Source organism: Corynebacterium sp. CMW7794 (assembly GCF_001563605.1).
In the GTDB taxonomy this organism is placed as follows: domain Bacteria; phylum Actinomycetota; class Actinomycetes; order Mycobacteriales; family Mycobacteriaceae; genus Corynebacterium; species Corynebacterium phoceense.
Map to the genome: position 1 here is coordinate 92088 of NZ_KQ961781.1, position 16921 is coordinate 109008.

Sequence of the window (16921 nt, forward strand, 5' to 3'; positions counted from 1 at the left end):
GTCATATAGAATTATTCAAGGATTAAACGTAAATAGCGAATGAATTAATTATAGGGAAAGGCCACGGCCATGCAGTTTGGTATTTTCACCATCGGTGACGTCACGAAAGACCCCACCAACGGCACCTCACCCACCGAGGCGCAGCGCATTAAGAACATGACGGAGCTCGCGCTCAAGGCCGAGGAAGTCGGACTTGACGTCTTCGCTACCGGCGAGCACCACAACCCGCCATTCGTGCCATCCTCCCCCACGACGCACCTAGCTTTCATCGCGGCGCAGACGAAGAATATTCAGCTCTCGACGTCTACGACGCTGATTACGACCAACGATCCCGTGAAGATCGCCGAGGATTACGTCTTCCTTCAGCACCTCGCTGGCGGCCGCGTGGATCTCATGATGGGCCGGGGCAATACCGGCCCGGTCTACCCGTGGTTCGGCAAAGATATCCGCCAGGGCATCCCGCTCGCCGTTGAGAATTATCACCTCCTTCGTCGCCTGTGGCGCGAACCCGTCGTCAACTGGCAGGGCAAGTTCCGCACGCCGCTGCAGTCGTACGTCTCCACCCCGGCCCCGCTCGACGGCGTGCCGCCGTTTGTCTGGCATGGGTCCATCCGCTCCCCACAGATTGCAGAGCAGGCCGCGTATTACGGCGACGGTTTCTTCCACAACAACATCTTCTGGAACAAGGAACACACCGCGAAGATGGTCGCGATGTACCGCCGCCGCTACGAGAAGTACGGCCACGGCCGCGCAGATCAGGCCATCGTCGGCCTGGGAGGCCAGGTCTTCATCGCAGACACGGAGCAGGAAGCCAAGGACACCTTCCGTCCTTACTTCGACAACGCGCCGGTCTACGGCCACGGTCCCTCGCTCGAGGACTACACCGCACAGACGCCACTGACCGTCGGCACCGTGGAGCAGGTTATCGATCGCACCATGCAGTTCGCGGACTGGGTGGGCGACTACCAGCGTCAGCTCTTCCTTGTCGACCACGCAGGGCTCCCTCAGGAGCTCGCGCTCAAGCAAGTGGAAATCCTCGGCACTGAGGTCGTGCCCGAGCTGCGCCGCCGCATGGAGGCCCGCCGCCCGGACCACGTCCCGTCCGATCCGCCCACCCACGGCTGGCTCCAGGACCACCGCGACGCCCCGCACTTCCAGGTCGCACCCGCCAAGGAGGAAAACCATGCGTAACCTCGTCGTCATCACCGCCGGCCTGTCTACCCCCTCCTCCACCCGCAAGCTTGCCGATGCCCTCTCCGCAGCCACCGAGTCCACAATCGGCGCCCGCGGCGAGGGCGTTAAGACCACCGTCTTCGAGCTGCGCGAGCTCGCCGGTGAGCTCGCCGAGGCCATGACGAACTGGGGCGCGGTGACCCCGCACCTCGACGAAGCCAAGCGCGCGATCTCCACAGCGGACGGGCTCATCGCCGTGACCCCGGCGTTCCAGGGCAGCTTCTCGGGACTATTCAAGATGTTCTTCGATACGCTCGACACGCACGCGCTCGACGGATTGCCCACGCTCATTGGCGCCACGGGCGGCTCGACGCGGCATGCGCTCATGCTCGACTACGCCATGCGACCGCTGTTTAACTACCTCCACGCCGTCGTCGTCCCCACGGGCATCTACCAGTCCACGGACCCCTTCGGCTCCGAGGAAGGCGCTCAGACTGCACGCCGCATCGAACGCGCCGCGGCCCAGCTGGCCGACCTCATGGTGGGGCCCTCGGACCGCGTCGGGGGACTCAGCGGCATCGGCAGCAATGATGACTCCTCCCCGCGCCGGAAGACCGGCCTCGACCTCGAGGAAGACTTCGTGCCCTTCGAACAGCTCTTGGGCGGTCATACCGGCGACTAGTCCGTCGCCGCCGCGGCCTTCTGCATTATTGCAGGCGGCCGTAAACTATGCATGAGCTGGGCGAACCTTGCGAATACCCCCATTTAACCCCACTCTCGTGGGCCAGCGCGGCGCGATCGCGGCCACGCGTTAGGATGGGTCGTCATCCCTTTGGCAACCCCGAATTTTCCGAAGGACTCATCTTTCCATGACTATTAGCGTCACCGATATCTTTTCGATCGGCATCGGCCCCTCCTCCTCGCACACCGTCGGTCCCATGCGCGCGGCCAAGGTTTTCGTGGAGTCTCTGCCCGAGTTCCCGGCGAAGGTCCACACACAGCTGCGTGGCTCGCTCGCCGCCACGGGTAAGGGCCACGCGACCGACCGCGCGGTCATCCTGGGACTTGCCGGCTGGGAGCCGCTTACCGTGCCGCTCGACGCCAAGCCCGCACCCGGCTCGATTATCCCCTCCGCCGGCCGCGTCAAGGGCCCGCTGGGCTCGCTCGACTTCTCTATCGGCTTCGACCCGACGCCGGTGCCAGAACACCCCAACTGCCTCATCTTCAGTGCCTGGGACGCGGACGGCAACCTCGTAGCGTCGAACTCCGAGTACTTCTCGGTGGGCGGTGGTTTTATCCTCTCGCGCGCCGAGCTCGACGCCCAGCTGCGCGCCTCGGACGAGGTCCCCGCGGGCATGGCCGCCGCCTCCGTCGATGACGTGGTGCCTTATCCGTTTACCACCGGTGCCGAGCTCCTCGCCCACTGCGAGCGCACCGGCTTGCCGGTGTGGAAGGTCGTCCTCGCTAACGAGGAAAAGCTCCATGCCGACGAGGGTGGCGCCCAAGCCGTACTCGACCATCTCGACCTCGTGTGGGATACCATGCGCGAATGCGTCACCCAGGGCATCGCGACGAAGGGCATCTTGCCCGGCGGCCTCGACGTCACGCGCCGCGCGCCGAAGCTCTACACACAGCTCCTCAACCGCCAGGATGACGAATCCTGCGGCTTCTCCGCCATGGAATGGGTCAACCTCTACGCACTCGCCGTCAACGAGCAAAATGCCGCGGGGGGCCGCGTCGTCACGGCGCCCACGAACGGCGCGTGCGGCATTATCCCGGCCGTCCTCCACTACGCGCGCGATTTCCAGGCAGGCTTCACGCGCGAGTCTGCTCGCCGCTACCTGCTCACCGCGGGTGCCGTGGGCATGATCATCAAGCAGAACGCGTCGATTTCCGGCGCTGAGGTCGGCTGTCAGGGCGAGGTCGGCTCGGCCTCCTCGATGGCCGCAGCCGGCATGGCCGAGCTCCTCGGCTGCACGCCGCGCCAGGTCGAAAACGCCGCCGAGATCGCCCTCGAGCATAACCTGGGGCTCACGTGCGACCCGGTGGGCGGCCTCGTGCAGATTCCGTGCATCGAGCGTAACGCCATCGGTGCTGTCAAGGCCATCAATGCCGCGCGCCTGGCGAAGATGAGCGACGGCGAACACCGCGTCTCCCTCGATGACGTCGTGGAGACGATGGCGGAGACGGGCCGCGACATGATGGACAAGTACAAGGAGACCTCCATCGGCGGCCTGGCGAAAACGCTCGGCTTCGCCGTCTCTCAGGTCGAGTGCTAAGCAGTCCCGTTCTCACCAGTTTCTCTTCGCGCACACCCCGGAGCTGGGCTGTCGATTATAAACGACACCCCAGCTCAAAGCGGCAGACATCGAGCTGGTCTTAGAAAACATCGTCTTTCAAGAGCTGCGCTGACGCGGATTGTCCGTCACCGTTGGCCAGAGCCCGGCATACGGTGGCCACCAGCCCAAGAAATCAACGTCGTCGCCGAACGCGATGGGCAACGTCATTACTACCAGGTCACGGACCTTCTTGCCGCGGAGAGCACACGCGAGCGCGAGTTCGGCGCGCTGCGTGCGGTCCCCGATAACATCCCCAAGACGGATCTGGGCCTCGACGGCACTGAGCACCGCAACCTCGTTGACCTTCTGCTCGGCCTGCTGCCCGATGCCGCCTCCCGCCCGCCAACGCAGTGACCAACCGGTAGCGCCCCTGGACCGCGCCGCGTCGTACACGAAACCCGTCTCGTCTATATCTAGAAAGTAGTGTCTCCACATGCGTGCCGATGCCCTCCGCCGCCGCGATGCCCTCATCGACGCCGCCATCGAGCTCTTCCGCACCCAGGGTCCAGAGGTCACCCTTGACCGCGTCGCCGAGCGTGCCGGCGTGGGCATTGCCACGCTCTACCGCAACTTCGCCGACAAGGACGCCCTCGCCATCGCGTGTACCGAGCGCATGGGCCTCGCGTTTCTCGAGCGTCAGCAAGACATCAACCACCAGCTCGAGGACGCGGACGCCGCGGCAGCACAGGCACTCGTGCATGACTACGCCCAGGCCTTGCTCGATATCGGCGCGGCCACACTCGTCCCGGTATTCGTCCCCGAGCAACTCTCTGCGCTTGACCCGACGCTGCTGCCCGAGCTGGAGAAGCTCATCGCCGGCGGCGACCGTTTTATCGCACGCGGTCAGGCGGCCGGCGCCATCGGTCCGGGCGTGACCCACCTCGAATTCGTGACGGGACTGCTTGCGCTCACCCGCCCCCGCACGGTGGATCTCGCCGAGTATCAGCCCGACATCGAGGCGCAGATGGTTGACCTCTACCTCGCCGGCGTGCGCGCAGGACACCAAGAATAGGAAAATCCCCGCGCCACGCGGGCGCGGGGAGGACGAGTTGCTAGGCCAGACGCGAAGAAATCTCGGAGGCAACGTCCGCGAGCTGCACGTCGTGCTGCTCGTGGGCCGCGAGGTCCTTGAGCGCCACCGTGCCGTTGGCAAGCTCCTGGTCGCCGAGAACGAGGGCGAAGCGGGCACCGGCGCGGTCCGCGCCCTTCATCGCGCCCTTGAGGCCGCGGTCGCCGAAGGACATATCGGCGGAAATGCCAGCCTTGCGCAGGTCGTTGACGATGAGCGCCATCTTCTTCTTCGCCTCGGCACCCAGCGCCACGCCGAAGACGTCGACGCGGGAGGAAGTGCCCTCGAGCTCAATGCCCTCGGCCTCGAGCGCGAGCAGCGCGCGGTCGACGCCCAGGCCGTAGCCGATGCCGGAAAGCTCCTGGCCGCCCAGTTGCGACATGAGTCCGTCGTAGCGGCCGCCGCCGCCGATGCCCGACTGCGCGCCAAGGAGCGGGTGGACGAACTCGAAGCACGTCTTCGTGTAGTAGTCGAGGCCGCGAACCATGCGCGGATTGATGGTGTACTCCACGCCCATGTCGTCGAGGAGACCCGTGACGGTCTCGAAGTGCTCCTGGCACTCCGGCGACAGGTAGTCAAGCATGAGCGGCGCATCCGCGGTCATCTCCTGCACCTCGGCACGCTTATCGTCGAGCACGCGCAGCGGGTTGATCTCCGCGCGGTGGCGGGTCTCCTCATCGAGCGGCAGCTTGAAGAGGAACGCCTGCAGCTTCTCCCGGTAGGCCGGACGGCACGTGTTATCACCCAGGCTCATGAGCTCGAGGCGGAACTGAGAGAGACCGAGGGCGCGGAAAGAGCGGTCGGCCAGGGCTACGACCTCAGCGTCGAGCGCCGGATCGTCGACGCCGATGGCCTCGACGCCCACCTGCTGGAGCTGACGGTAACGGCCGGCCTGCGGGCGCTCGTAGCGGAAAAACGGGCCAAAGTAGTTGAGCTTGACCGGAAGCTGGCCGCGGTCCAGGTTGTGCTCGATGACGGCGCGCATGACACCGGCGGTGCCCTCTGGGCGCAGCGTCACGGATCGGTCGCCACGGTCGGCGAAGGTGTACATCTCCTTCGTCACGACGTCCGTGGACTCGCCCACGCCGCGGGCAAAGAGCGCGGTGTCTTCGAAGATGGGCAGCTCGATGTGCTGGAAGCCAGACAGATGCGCCTCGCGCACCATGGTCTCGCGGACCTTGTAGAAAGTAGCCGACTGCGGCGGAACATAATCCGGCACACCCTTCGGCGCGGACAGGGCCTTAAACTGCTTCTTATCACTCACGGCCACTTACATTACCTCCCCAATCTGGATGAGGAACGGATTGGTCGCCCTCTCCGCGCGCATGGTGGACGTGGGCCCGTGGCCAGGCAGAATAGCAAGCTTATCGTCAAGCTCCCACACAGGTCCGCGCAGCGAGGCCTGCATAGCCTCCGGATCCGAACCAAAAAGATCCGTGCGGCCGATGGAGCCGCGGAAGAGCACGTCGCCCGTGAGCGCAAAATCCTCGCCGATAATGAGCACGCACCCGGGCGAGTGACCGGGGGCATGGCGGAGGGTAAAGGGGGCATCGGCAAGCTCCAGGGTGGAGCCGGAAAGATAGCGCAGGTCCTTGATGGGGAGCATATTCTCCGCATCGAAGAGCTGACGGGACTGCTCGGACATGCCCTTGGCCTTGTCGAGGAAGAATTCATCGTCCGGGTGAATATAGACCGGAATATCGAGCTCCGCCGCGAGGTCCCCCGCCTCGCGCGAGTGGTCCACGTGGCCGTGCGTGAGCACAATAGCCTCAAGCGTCAACGAGTGCTCCGCCACGAGATCGAGCACACGCTGGCGCGCATGGAGGCCAGGATCGACAACAAAGGCGCGCGCACCGTTGGCGACAAGATAGGTATTCGCTTTGTAGGGGCCGGCTCCGAATCCATAAATATCCATGGAGGCGAGCCTACCGCGCGGTGAATAGAGCGCGTCGATGGCTGCGTCGTCATCGGACTGGCGCTCAAACTCAGAGACTGAGCTCCGAATAGGGGTCTATGACCACAACGCCGCTCGCACGCAGGCCGTTCGCCGGCGAAGTAGGGATGGTCTTGCCGCAATCATCACCACACGTGAAGCGGAAGTCCGTCACAACGTTTTCAATATTCTCCGCCGAGCAGAAACGCGCCAGCGCGAACGGCAGGTGATTCGATATACACCTCCATGCAGGCCGCGCGCTCATTCAACTCGCGTACAGAGGAACTGCACGCTTCCGTATCAATCAACGGGAAGATGGACAGCACCAGGCGCTTGCCAGCGAAGCCCGAGTCCTTACATCGGCTTGAAGCGAGCGCCCACGAGCTCGAACGGGAGAAGACTTCGGCACCTCGCCATTCGGCGCTGCGGAGCTCTCGTAAAAGTGATTGCGGCAATCCAAAAGGGCAATACAGTAATTGTTAATCCAGCGATAAGGGATGATCAGCGTGCCCACGTGTGAAACCGTGGACACCGCGTCGCGTAAGATAATGGCGCTAGCTTCCTCACGCCGCGGGCCCCACCGCACGCGGCGCGAACGGAGGCCCCGAAACGTGCCCGTTACCTACAGAAAGCGTAGAACTCCAGTGGCTGATAACTCCCAGCGCGGCGCAGAGGCGCTCAACCAGCTTGAGCGCGAGCTCAAGTCCCGCGACCGCAAAGAAAAGGCCCGCCCGCTCGGCGTCGTGCTCGCCTCCCTCCTCGCGATTCTCGCCATCGGCGGCGGCATTACGTACATGGCCACCCGCAGCAACGACGACGCAGCGTCGGTCGCCGAGTCCTCCCAGGCCGCCACCACGACCGCCACCCCGGAGGCCGTCGCCCTTACCGGAAAGCGCGCCACGCCGCTGGAAAAGACCGTGGAGTGCACCTACAACGAGTCCCAGGGTTCCGACAACAACGGCGCCAAGGTTCCAGACGGCAAGGACATCTCCACCGAGGGCACCGCCAAGGTCACGTTCAAGACCAACCAGGGCGATATCCCCATGGAGCTCGATCGCGCGCTCGCACCGTGCACCGTCAACGCCATTACCTCCCTGGCCAAGCAGGGCTACTACGATGACTCGGTCTGCCACCGCATGACCTCGTCTGGCATTTTCGTCATCCAGTGTGGCGACCCCACCGGCACCGGCTCCGGCGGCCCAGGCTTCCAGTTCGCTAACGAGTACCCCACCGATGAGATCGAGGATCAGTCCTCCCCAGTGACCTACCCCAAGGGCTCGCTCGCCATGGCGAACAGCGGTCTGGACACCAACGGCTCGCAGTTCTTCATTAACTACGCCGATTCCCCGCTGGCTCCGGCCTACACCTACTTCGGCACCGTGACTGACAAAGGCATGGAGACCGTGGACAAGATCGCCCGCCTCGGCATTCAAGACGGCGCCACCGATGGCGCCCCCGCCAAGGAAGTCAAGATCGAGTCCGTCTCGGTCGCCTAATACTGCTATCCCAGCCCGCCCTCACCGGGGCGGGCTTTCTTCGTTTTCCCTAGCTTTCCGATGCCCCCTTCACCCACCGTCGCACGCGCCGGCGTTCTGAAAGCCTCTCCTCCACTTAATATTCACCTCAAGCCAGCTGTGACGGTCGACACAAAATTACACCCGCGTCATTTAATTTCTGGCGACAAAACTTAAAACTCTCAGGTAAGTGCCCAGCTCATAGACCTAACAGGCACATTCCACCCAACTTTCAAGCTCACAGGGAAATAACAGGTTGGGGTTGATCATCAAAAAGCGCTTGCAAAGCTATAACGACACCGTTACTATCAGACGCGTCTGTAACACCGCGACTTCTTTTTAAGGATTCACAACATGAAGTTCTTCTCCCGCAAGGCGCTCATTGCCTCCGCTACCGCCGTTGCCGTTGCTTTCGGTGGCGCTTCCGTTGCCTCCGCTCAGGACAACACCCCCAGCGCAACCGCCACTCCCACGGCAACCGCAACCGCCACCCCCACTCCTTCCAAGGATGGCTCCAAGGATGCAGACGACTCCAAGAAGCCTAAGACCACCACAGACGCAAATGACAAGAAGGACGAGGGTTCCTCCATCAGCGACATGGAGCCGAAGGAGATCCGCGACTGGATCGCCGTCTTCACCGCCGTCATCGGCGCCCTGGGCACCCTGCTTGCATTCCTGGGCAAGTACTTCGACCTTCCGTTCTAAGAAGAAGTCAGAGCGCACCGCGCATTTCTTGACTGAAGAATAGATAGCCGCCCTCCACCTTTTCTAGTTGCGAGGGCGGTTTCGTCTAAGCGTTCCGTCTCACCAGCCTACTTATCCCCACCCCATCACCCTGAATCAAAGGAACTTCCATGCAGCACTCCATCCGTAAGACCCTCGTTGCTGGTGCGACCGCCATCGCCCTCACCTTCGCCGGCACCGGCTTCGCCGCCGCTGAGGACGACGTCACCGCTACCGAGTCTGGCTCGAGCGACAGCTTCTTCGCTGGCTCTTCCGACGATGACGAAGAGGTGAGCCCGGGCGAGATCCGCGACTGGATCTCCATCTTCACCTCCATCATCAAGGCGCTCGACAGCGCCATGTCTTTCGCTGCGTAGTCTCTACCTGCGAACGCACCAACGCCCCGGCGGCGACTCCTAGATTCTGGAGTCCACCGCCGGGGCGTTTCTCATGTGCTCCGACGAATCCGCGCTAGTTCGAATCCTTAGGGGGATTCGCCGGGTTGAGGTCGAGCGTCGGCGGATTCGCTGGTTGCTGAGCCGTGCCCCTGCTTTCAACCCGCGTCTCTCCCCCGCTGGATTCTTCAGCTGCGGCAGCTTCTGCTTCGCGTTGTTCGGCCTCGATCTGTTCACAAAGCTCCACGGCGCCGCGTGCGTCGGCGAGAATGGCGTTGTCGAGCGGTTGGCCCGATTTCACGATGGATATCTGGCCGGTAGGCTCAAGAACCATAGCCTGCACATCTTGGAAGCGTCCCAAGCCGGCCTTGCGTATGGCCGAGATGATGTCCGAATTACTGATGTGCGCAAACTGCATGTTCTCCACGTGCTTGCGGCCCTTGTACATGAGGAGGACAGGACGGCGGTCGATGAAACGCGACCAGCCCACGTAGCGACGCACGGTACCAAAGGCGGCCTCGAGCGCCATAAGGGTTGCCAGGCCGACAACGCCCGCGGCGAGCGTGGGTGGATTACCCACGATGACACGGCCTGAGACGGCACCGAACATAATGATGATGACGGCATCAGACGCGGACATGGACGTGAGCACTCGCGAACCGAAGAGTTTGACCAGAATCATAAAGGCCAAATAGATCCCCACGGTCGCGACAACAACGACGATGATGCGATGGGGTTCGATGCCGAGTTGGTACACGAGCTCATTGCCTAGAACTTTCACGTCTTCGACCCTACTATCCGCAGCAACACGAAAGCGGGGCGCCCCTGCCGTTTCTGGTGGGAACGCCCCGCTGAGTGCGGTTGGGAGCGCTAGAACTTCAATGCTAGATCTTCAGCTGAGCGCGCAGCTGCGCGATGATGGAGCGCACCGGCTCCGGCAGCGCGTTGCCCGCCATGGCGAGCGCGCCAGCAACCGCGGCGATGACGGCCACGAGAGCCGCAATGCCGCCGCCGATGGAGGAACCGTCGGCGCTGGAATCCTTGTTGCTGGAGCCGTTATCGCTCGAACCCTTGTCGCTCGAGCCGTCGCCCTTGTCGTCGCCGCCGAAGTCGAACGGCAGCGCGACGTTGGTGCCCGCGTCGGTGGTGATCTTCAGCTCCTGCGCACCGGTGATGCCTTCCGGAACAGTGAGCTTGACGGAGGCGCGGCCGCGCTCGCCGTGCTGGGCGTCGCCTTCCAGCGCCGCGTTGTCGATGTCCGCGGTAACCTTTGCGTCGCCGAGCTGCACGGTGACGGTCTTCGCCATCGGCTCGCCCTCGGTCGAGTAGTTGAGGGAGGACAGGTTGACCGTGATCTCCTTGCCCGGGACAACCTCGCCGTCGATGTGGACGCCCACGTCGGACTGGCCAGCGCGGACCTTGGCGTCGCCCGCCTTGATGTAGTCGATCATGGCCTGGGTATCCATGTAGCCCAGGTCAGTCACGTCCTTGATAGCTCCCTCGGCGAAGAAGCCGTCGCCACCGCCGATGAGGAACGTGGACAGCGCGATGGTGTAGTCCTTCTCAGCCTCAACCTGCTTGCCGTCGATGGTGACGGACTGGACGCGCATGCCTTGCTCCGCCGTCTGATCGTAGACAACCGAGACGTTGTCCGAGACACCCAGGGACAGGCGCGGGCGGGAATTGCCCGGCTGCCACTGGTTCTCAAAAGCCTGGATGAGGTCCTTGCCCGAAATCTTGCCGTACGCGACCGAGTTGCCGAAGGGCTGGACGGTGAAGACTTCCTCGTAGGTGGTCTCGCCCTTGTCGAGGTCTGCGCGCACGCCGCCGGCGTTCATGACACCCAAGTCGATGGTCTTGCCGGTGGCCTTGGCCACGGAGTCACGCTGTGCCTGCGCAATGAAGTTATTGAGGGTGGACTCGACGCCGCGGTTGGAGCCGGAACCCTTGCCCTCGTCAGAGCCGCGGAACATGGCCTGCTCGGTCGTGCCGACGACATCCTTGCCCAGCTCCTCGGCCTTGGTCTTTGCCTCGGCGACGATCTGCGCGATGGCCTCGTCCTCGGTCAGCTCCGCGGCAGCGGTGGCATCGTACTGGGTGAGCTTGATGTCAGTGATCTTGTCCGCATCGCGGTCGAAGGTGATGTCCACGTCGTTGAGCAGCTTGCCATACTCCCAGCCCTGTGCCCACTGCAGCGGCAGCGCGCCCTCGCGCTCCACGGTGCCTTGGGTCTTCAGGTGGGTGTCGCCACCGAAGAGAACGTCAACATCCTTGTTAAAGCCCTTGGCGTACTCTTGAGCGTCCTCGTGGAACAGCGCGATGACAACGTCAGCCTCGCCGGACTCCTTGAGGCGGGTAGCCTCCTTGTTGGTGGCCTCGACCGGGTCGCCAAACTCCACGCCCTCGATGAGCGACGGAGCAACCTTGTTCTCGGTGTTCTTCGTGACGGAGCCGACGAAGCCGACCTTGACGCCGTCGATCTCCTTGACCACGGAGGCATCGAGAAGCGGCTTGCCGTCCTTCGTGATGTTGGCGCCAAGGATCGGGAAGTCCGAGCTCGCGTCGATGCGGCCCATGAGGTCCTCGGTGCCCTTGTCGAACTCGTGGTTGCCGACTGCCGATGCCGCCACGCCCATGGCGTTGAGCGCGTCCATCGTGTACTCATCGCCGGAGATGGCGGAAATGTAGGCGGAGCCGCCGACGTTGTCACCGGAGGTGGTGAGCGCGTAGTTCTGGCCCTCGTTGACCTTCTTGATGAGCGACTGCAGCAGAGCGACGCCCATCTCGTCGCCCTCCTGTGCGCCTTCTTCGGTGTTGAGGCCATTGGCGATGTGGCCGTGCAGGTCCGTGATGTTGGAGACGGAGAAAGTCACGGAATCCTCGGCGAAGGCGGCGGGTGCGCCGGTGAGGACGGTAGCGGTGACGGTCGTGGCCGCGAGCAGCTGGCCAAAGCGACGGAAGTTGGTCATGGAAGCTCCAAAAGAGAAAAGAGGGATGATCACTACGACGTTCTTTATAACGCCAATTCCCACCGCGCGCAGCGCGAATCCCCACGAATGAACAGGAGCTTTACCCGACTGGCCCGCGAAATTCATCAAGGTTTCACCATGATGTCGCGCCGCGTTTCTTTACCGGCATGCGAAACGCCCCGCAGAAGAATCTGCGGGGCGAAGGGCGGCGGGGCGGCGCGGCTAGGCCGTGACGCGGTAGACGTCGAAGACGCCTTCCGTGTTGCGCAGCGAGGTCATGAGCTGCCCCAGCTGCTTGATGTCGGAGACGGAGAATGTAAAGCGGATGGTCGCGATGTTGTCGTCGCCGCGGTTGGAGCTCATGTTGAGCACGTTGAGCTTCTGGTCGCTGAAGATCCGGGTGAGCTCGAAGAGCAGGCCTTGACGGTCGAGCGCCTCGAGCTGCACGGTGGCGGCAAAGGCGCCATCGGAAGGCGTGCTCGTCGCCCACTCCACGCGCATCATGCGCTCAGGCTCAGAGCGGAGCTTCTCGGCGTTCGTGCAGTCCGCGCGGTGGACGGACACGCCACCGCCGCGGGTGACGAAGCCAAAGATTTCGTCACCGGGCACCGGCTGGCAGCACTTCGCGAGCTTCGCCATGACGTCCGGGTTGCCCTCCACGAGGACGCCCGTCGCCGAGTGCGAATCCGCGGTGTGTGCCTTGGCGGTGGCCTCGAGCTCGGACAGCGAGGTGCGCGACGCGAGGGCATCGACAGCGTCGTCCTGGTCGCCAAAGAGCGCCATGAGCTGGTTGGCGACATGCTGCGCGGAGACGTGGCCCGCGCCGATGGCAGTGTAGAGCGCGTCCACGTCGGTAAAGTGCAACTGCTGCACGACCTGCTTCATGGACTGCGCGGTAAACAGGCGGTGCATGGGCAGACCGCCGCGCTGGACCTCGGCGGCGAGCGCGTCACGGCCGGCCTCAAGGTGCTCCTCGCGGCGCTCCTTGGCGAACCACTGGCGCACCTTCGCCTTGGCGCGCGGCGAGACGAGGAACTCCTGCCAATCGCGGGACGGGCCGGCGTTCTCGTCCTTGGAGGTGAAGATCTCCACCTTGTCGCCAGATTTCAGGGTCGATTCGAGGGCGACGAGCTTGCCGTTGACCTTCGCGCCGATGCAGCGGTGGCCAACCTCCGTGTGGACGGCGTAGGCGAAGTCCACGGGCGTAGAGCCGGCGGGCAGGTTGACCACGTCACCCTTGGGCGTAAAGGCAAAGATCTGCTGGCTCGTGAGGTCATAGCGCAGCGAATCAAGGAACTCGTTGGGGTCCGCGGCTTCCTTCTGCCAGTCGAGAAGCTGGCGCATCCACGCCATCTGGTCGACTTCCTCGTTTGAGTGGCCGTTCTTGCCTTTCATCTCCTTGTAGCGCCAGTGCGCCGCTACGCCGAACTCCGCGTTGTAGTGCATCTCGTGCGTGCGGACCTGAACCTCGAGGGTCTGGCCGCCAGCAGCCATCACGGTGGTGTGCAGGGACTGATAGACGCCAAAGCGCGGCGAGGAGATGTAGTCTTTGAAGCGGCCCGGCAGCGCCGAGTACAAGGAGTGGACCACGCCGATACCCGCGTAACAGGAGTTCACGTCGTCCACGAGGATGCGGATGCCCACGAGGTCAAAGATCTCAGCGAACTCGTGTCCGCGGACGATCATCTTTTGGTAAATCGACCAGTAGTGCTTCGGGCGGCCCATGACCTCGGCGTCGATGCCATTTTCGCGTAGTGCGCGCGAGACTTCGTCGATGATTTCTTTCAGCGCCTTATCGCGCGAGGGCGCGCGGTCAGCGACCATGCGCACGATCTCGTCGTACTTCTTGGGGTACAAAATCGCGAAGGCGAGGTCCTCGAGTTCCCACTTCACGCTCGCCATGCCCAGGCGGTGCGCGAGCGGTGCGATGACGTCGAGCGTCTGGCGGGCCTTCTTCGCCTGCTTCTCCGGCGGAAGGAACCGCATCGTCCGCATGTTGTGGAGACGGTCGCAGACCTTGATGACGAGGACGCGCGGGTCCGTGGCCATGGCGACGACCATCTTGCGGATGGTCTCGGCCTCCGCCGCCGCGCCGAGGGCCACCTTGTCGAGCTTCGTCACCCCGTCGACCAGGCGCATGACCTCCGGACCAAAGTCGCGGGTTAAGTCATCAAGCGAGTAATCCGTATCTTCCACCGTGTCGTGGAGTAGGGCCGCGACGACGGTGGTGGTGTCCATGCCGATCTCCGCAGCAATGGTCGCCACGGCGAGCGGGTGTGTGATGTACGGGTCGCCCGACTTGCGGAACACGCCCTCGTGCAGGCGCTCGGCGGTCGTGTACGCACGGTTGAGCAGGGCCACGTCGGCGCGGGGGTGAAACTTCTTGTGGATGGACAGCAAGGGGTCAAGGACCGGGTTGACCTTGACGCGGCCACCGCCCGTGAGCGACCGCGCCAGGCGGGCCGACATGCTGCGCATGCCCGAGCCGGAGGAACGTTTGGTGCCGCGGTCGTTAGTCATATGCGCGCCCACTTTCTTGCTCGAAGGCTCCCCCACGCCGGGAATTAGGCCGCGGCACGGGGAACAGTGCTAGGACTTCTCAGTCTAGTCTGTGTTCCCCAACACAACGAGCGGGGGTCCCGCTAGGCGCTCACGCCCGCCCAATCCCTTCACTTCGATGATGACGACGTTGCCCACGACCTCGGCGCCGGCCTTCTCCAGGAGCAGCTTCGCGCCGTAGAGCGTGCCGCCGGTGGCGAGCACGTCGTCGACGAGGGCAATCTTCTTGCCCTTGAGCTCCGAGCTATCGGCGGGGATTTCCAGGGCCGCGTGGCCATACTCGAGCGAGTAATCCTGGTGCAGGACCGGCGGCGGAAGCTTGCCGGCCTTACGAATGGCGAGGATGCCCAGGCCCATTTTGTAGGCCACGGCCGAGCCCAGCAGGAAGCCGCGGGCATCGAGGCCGCCGATAAGCTCGGCGCCGAGCTCCTCGCAGGCCTCCGCGAGACCGTCGACGACCGTCCTAAAGGCCTCCGCGTCCGCGAGCACCGGCGTGAGGTCCTCGAAGAGCACGCCCTCGGCCGGGAAGTTAGGCACAAGGCGAATCTTGTCTTGGAGCGCCTCTGCGGCGCTGGCGTAAGTCTTGCTCATAACGTCTTTATATCCTAGAAACTAGTCAACTAACGGGTCGTCGAAGCCGCCGCAGGGGCGTTCCCTACGCGCCAACGGTCCATGTTCCAGCCTATGCCAGACGCGCCGGTATTCGGCAGCACTCCTTCCACGGACTGGTCGACGACGAAGGTGCGCGGCTGCGCGGCCACCGGAATGGCAGGCACGGAGTCCCACAGCGCAAGCTCGTCCTTCTTGAGCGCCTCGACCTCCCCGATGCGAGCATCAGCCGAGCTGTATTGGCTCAGCGGATCCACCGCGCCGAGGAAGGCATCGATGGTCGGAGCGCCGGTATCCGGGTCGAGCTCGAGGTAGGCCTTAGACATGAAGTCAGAGGAGGAATCCTCAATGGTGATGCCGGCCGGGGCGCAGGCGTCCTTGAGCGCCGCGACCATTGCGGCCAGGCGCTCATCCGGTCCCTGGTAACCCACGCGCACCGTCGTGCCAGAGGCTGCCGATGCCCCCTGTACATCCACCGCCGCGTGCGCGTCGCCAATGGACTTGAGTTGGGCCGCGATTGGGTCGCCGGCGCTCAAAGTGTGCAGGTAGACCGGCGGGACATCAACGCCGGAGACGCGGGAACTGGCCTTCGCCATGGCCGCAGCATCGACGCACTTGGCAAAGGCCTGGCGCATCGACTTATCAGCGAAGAGACCCTCCTCGGACAGCGTGAGCGTATCCGTGAGCGCGCCCACGTGGGACTCGACCTCGTAGGGGTTGTCGTCCATGCTGACGTCGAGCCACTCCGGCTTCGCCGACGGGGAGTCCGCGATACGCAGCGCGCCCGTGTCCTTGAGTGTGCGCGAGTCCGCGTTCGCCGGCCAAATGACGAGAGTGTCAAGCGCGGCCGGATCGCCGTAGTAGTTCTCGTTGCGCTTGAGGACGACCTCGCCCTCGGAGCCCACCTTATCGATGACAAACGGGCCGTAAGACACCTGCGTAGCAGGGTCGAATTTGGTGAGCATGAAGCCGAAGCGCCACACGTCCGCGATGGGTTCGACGGTGGCGGGATCCCAGGACTGAAGCGCCGTGACGAGTTCTTCCTGACTCATGCCCACCTGCTTGGCGATGACATGAGACGGCAGCACCGTACCCGGGCCAAAGAGGTGACGCCAGCGCCCGCCCTTGTCCTTCTTGAGCACGAGCGTGAAGTCCTTGGCGCCGGCAGCGCACTGCAGGTCCTCCACGTCGCTGGCCATAACCGGCAAATCGGAGCCGAACGTTCCAGGCATAGAGCCTGCGGTATACGCCAGCAGGAAGTCCTCGCACGAGACCGGGATGTCATCCGAGTAGGTCGCCTTCTCGGAGATGGTGTAGCGAATCTGGCGCAGACCGTCGGCTCGCTCCGGAAGCTCTTCCGTCTTCACCAAATCCGTGTTCGGGATGATCTGCCCTTCGGGCCCAGGCACGAAGGCCGCCGGATAGAGGCGCGAGGAAAGCACTTGCGCATTCGTCGCCGTGCCGAAAGCCGACGCAGCGTTGGTGGTCACCAAGCGCGAGGCGACCTGGTAACCAAAGTAGTCCGTGCTCACCGGCGCAGACGGCGCAGCGTTGTCTTCGGAGTCCCCTGCCCCACAGGCGACGAGGGTCGATGCGGTGGCGAGGGCGGCGAACGTTGCCAGAAGGCGTTTCACGGGG

Annotated in this window: 15 protein-coding genes; 7 read left to right on the forward strand and 8 right to left on the reverse strand. The window is 63.8% G+C overall.

Annotated features, from left to right (window positions below; translation table 11 throughout):
* The first annotated feature begins 69 nt into the window (after positions 1-69).
* From HMPREF3227_RS12360 to HMPREF3227_RS12370, 3 genes are all read left to right on the forward strand, one after another.
* Positions 70-1191, forward strand: a complete 1122-nt coding sequence (locus tag HMPREF3227_RS12360) for an LLM class flavin-dependent oxidoreductase (RefSeq protein WP_066513400.1) — start codon at positions 70-72, stop codon at positions 1189-1191.
* Positions 1184-1855, forward strand: a complete 672-nt coding sequence (locus HMPREF3227_RS12365; protein ID WP_066513401.1) for an FMN reductase — start codon at positions 1184-1186, stop codon at positions 1853-1855. Before HMPREF3227_RS12360 ends, HMPREF3227_RS12365 begins: the two co-directional genes overlap by 8 nt.
* Positions 1856-2042: 187 nt before the next feature.
* On the forward strand, positions 2043-3452 hold the full coding sequence (locus HMPREF3227_RS12370; RefSeq protein ID WP_066493081.1) for an L-serine ammonia-lyase: 1410 nt from the start codon (positions 2043-2045) through the stop codon (positions 3450-3452).
* Positions 3453-3569: 117 nt separating this feature from the next.
* On the opposite strand, the gene HMPREF3227_RS12375 is transcribed toward HMPREF3227_RS12370, so the two are convergent.
* Positions 3570-3947: a hypothetical protein gene (locus HMPREF3227_RS12375; RefSeq protein WP_066513402.1), complete on the reverse strand. Its 378-nt coding sequence runs from the start codon at positions 3945-3947 to the stop codon at positions 3570-3572.
* On the opposite strand from HMPREF3227_RS12375, the gene HMPREF3227_RS12380 reads away from it, so the two are divergent.
* The gene (locus HMPREF3227_RS12380) at positions 3946-4524 is read left to right on the forward strand and encodes a TetR/AcrR family transcriptional regulator (protein ID WP_066513403.1); all 579 of its coding nucleotides are present in this window, start codon (positions 3946-3948) and stop codon (positions 4522-4524) included. The genes HMPREF3227_RS12375 and HMPREF3227_RS12380 overlap by 2 nt on opposite strands.
* Positions 4525-4564: 40 nt before the next feature.
* Here the strand turns inward: HMPREF3227_RS12380 and hisS are convergent, their stop codons facing one another.
* Together hisS and HMPREF3227_RS12390 are read right to left on the reverse strand one after the other, a co-directional pair.
* Positions 4565-5845: a histidine--tRNA ligase gene (gene hisS, locus HMPREF3227_RS12385; protein WP_066513481.1), complete on the reverse strand. Its 1281-nt coding sequence runs from the start codon at positions 5843-5845 to the stop codon at positions 4565-4567.
* 6 nt (positions 5846-5851) lie between these two features.
* A complete protein-coding gene (locus tag HMPREF3227_RS12390; protein ID WP_066513406.1) occupies positions 5852-6496 on the reverse strand; it encodes an MBL fold metallo-hydrolase in 645 nt (214 codons plus the stop codon).
* A 662-nt stretch (positions 6497-7158) separates the two neighbouring features.
* On the opposite strand from HMPREF3227_RS12390, the gene HMPREF3227_RS12395 reads away from it, so the two are divergent.
* The 3 genes from HMPREF3227_RS12395 to HMPREF3227_RS12405 all read left to right on the forward strand — a co-directional run bounded on the left by HMPREF3227_RS12395 (position 7159) and on the right by HMPREF3227_RS12405 (position 9128).
* Positions 7159-8010 carry a peptidylprolyl isomerase gene (locus HMPREF3227_RS12395; RefSeq protein ID WP_066513407.1) on the forward strand — a complete coding sequence of 284 codons (852 nt, stop codon included), beginning with the start codon at positions 7159-7161 and terminating at the stop codon, positions 8008-8010.
* A gap of 372 nt (positions 8011-8382) precedes the next feature.
* Positions 8383-8733, forward strand: a complete 351-nt coding sequence (locus tag HMPREF3227_RS12400) for a hypothetical protein (RefSeq protein WP_066513408.1) — start codon at positions 8383-8385, stop codon at positions 8731-8733.
* A 149-nt stretch (positions 8734-8882) separates the two neighbouring features.
* On the forward strand, positions 8883-9128 hold the full coding sequence (locus HMPREF3227_RS12405) for a hypothetical protein (RefSeq protein WP_066513410.1): 246 nt from the start codon (positions 8883-8885) through the stop codon (positions 9126-9128).
* 94 nt (positions 9129-9222) lie between these two features.
* On the opposite strand, the gene HMPREF3227_RS14035 is transcribed toward HMPREF3227_RS12405, so the two are convergent.
* The 5 genes from HMPREF3227_RS14035 to HMPREF3227_RS12430 all read right to left on the reverse strand — a co-directional run bounded on the left by HMPREF3227_RS14035 (position 9223) and on the right by HMPREF3227_RS12430 (position 16917).
* Positions 9223-9927, reverse strand: coding sequence for a DUF421 domain-containing protein (locus HMPREF3227_RS14035; RefSeq protein ID WP_369799448.1), 705 nt, complete (start codon positions 9925-9927; stop codon positions 9223-9225).
* 103 nt (positions 9928-10030) lie between these two features.
* Complete coding sequence (locus tag HMPREF3227_RS12415; protein WP_066513482.1) at positions 10031-12115, reverse strand: bifunctional metallophosphatase/5'-nucleotidase; 2085 nt, start codon at positions 12113-12115, stop codon at positions 10031-10033.
* A gap of 222 nt (positions 12116-12337) precedes the next feature.
* Positions 12338-14635 carry a RelA/SpoT family protein gene (locus HMPREF3227_RS12420; protein ID WP_066513414.1) on the reverse strand — a complete coding sequence of 766 codons (2298 nt, stop codon included), beginning with the start codon at positions 14633-14635 and terminating at the stop codon, positions 12338-12340.
* Between the two features lie 84 nt (positions 14636-14719).
* Complete coding sequence (locus HMPREF3227_RS12425) at positions 14720-15265, reverse strand: adenine phosphoribosyltransferase (protein ID WP_066513415.1); 546 nt, start codon at positions 15263-15265, stop codon at positions 14720-14722.
* 29 nt (positions 15266-15294) lie between these two features.
* Positions 15295-16917 (reverse strand): ABC transporter substrate-binding protein, encoded by a 1623-nt coding sequence (locus HMPREF3227_RS12430; protein WP_231732362.1) that lies wholly within the window; start codon positions 16915-16917, stop codon positions 15295-15297.
* Between the last annotated feature and the right edge of the window lie 4 nt (positions 16918-16921).

Coding starts and splice junctions, on each gene's coding strand:
- HMPREF3227_RS12370 (WP_066493081.1), top strand. CDS start 2,043: ATGACTATTAGCGTCACCGATATCTTTTCGATCGGCATCGGCCCCTCC.
- HMPREF3227_RS12390 (WP_066513406.1), bottom strand. CDS start 6,496: ATGGATATTTATGGATTCGGAGCCGGCCCCTACAAAGCGAATACCTAT.
- HMPREF3227_RS12405 (WP_066513410.1), top strand. CDS start 8,883: ATGCAGCACTCCATCCGTAAGACCCTCGTTGCTGGTGCGACCGCCATC.
- HMPREF3227_RS12415 (WP_066513482.1), bottom strand. CDS start 12,115: ATGACCAACTTCCGTCGCTTTGGCCAGCTGCTCGCGGCCACGACCGTC.
- HMPREF3227_RS12420 (WP_066513414.1), bottom strand. CDS start 14,635: ATGACTAACGACCGCGGCACCAAACGTTCCTCCGGCTCGGGCATGCGC.
- HMPREF3227_RS12400 (WP_066513408.1), top strand. CDS start 8,383: ATGAAGTTCTTCTCCCGCAAGGCGCTCATTGCCTCCGCTACCGCCGTT.
- HMPREF3227_RS12375 (WP_066513402.1), bottom strand. CDS start 3,947: ATGTGGAGACACTACTTTCTAGATATAGACGAGACGGGTTTCGTGTAC.
- HMPREF3227_RS12380 (WP_066513403.1), top strand. CDS start 3,946: ATGCGTGCCGATGCCCTCCGCCGCCGCGATGCCCTCATCGACGCCGCC.
- HMPREF3227_RS12425 (WP_066513415.1), bottom strand. CDS start 15,265: ATGAGCAAGACTTACGCCAGCGCCGCAGAGGCGCTCCAAGACAAGATT.
- HMPREF3227_RS12360 (WP_066513400.1), top strand. CDS start 70: ATGCAGTTTGGTATTTTCACCATCGGTGACGTCACGAAAGACCCCACC.
- HMPREF3227_RS12365 (WP_066513401.1), top strand. CDS start 1,184: ATGCGTAACCTCGTCGTCATCACCGCCGGCCTGTCTACCCCCTCCTCC.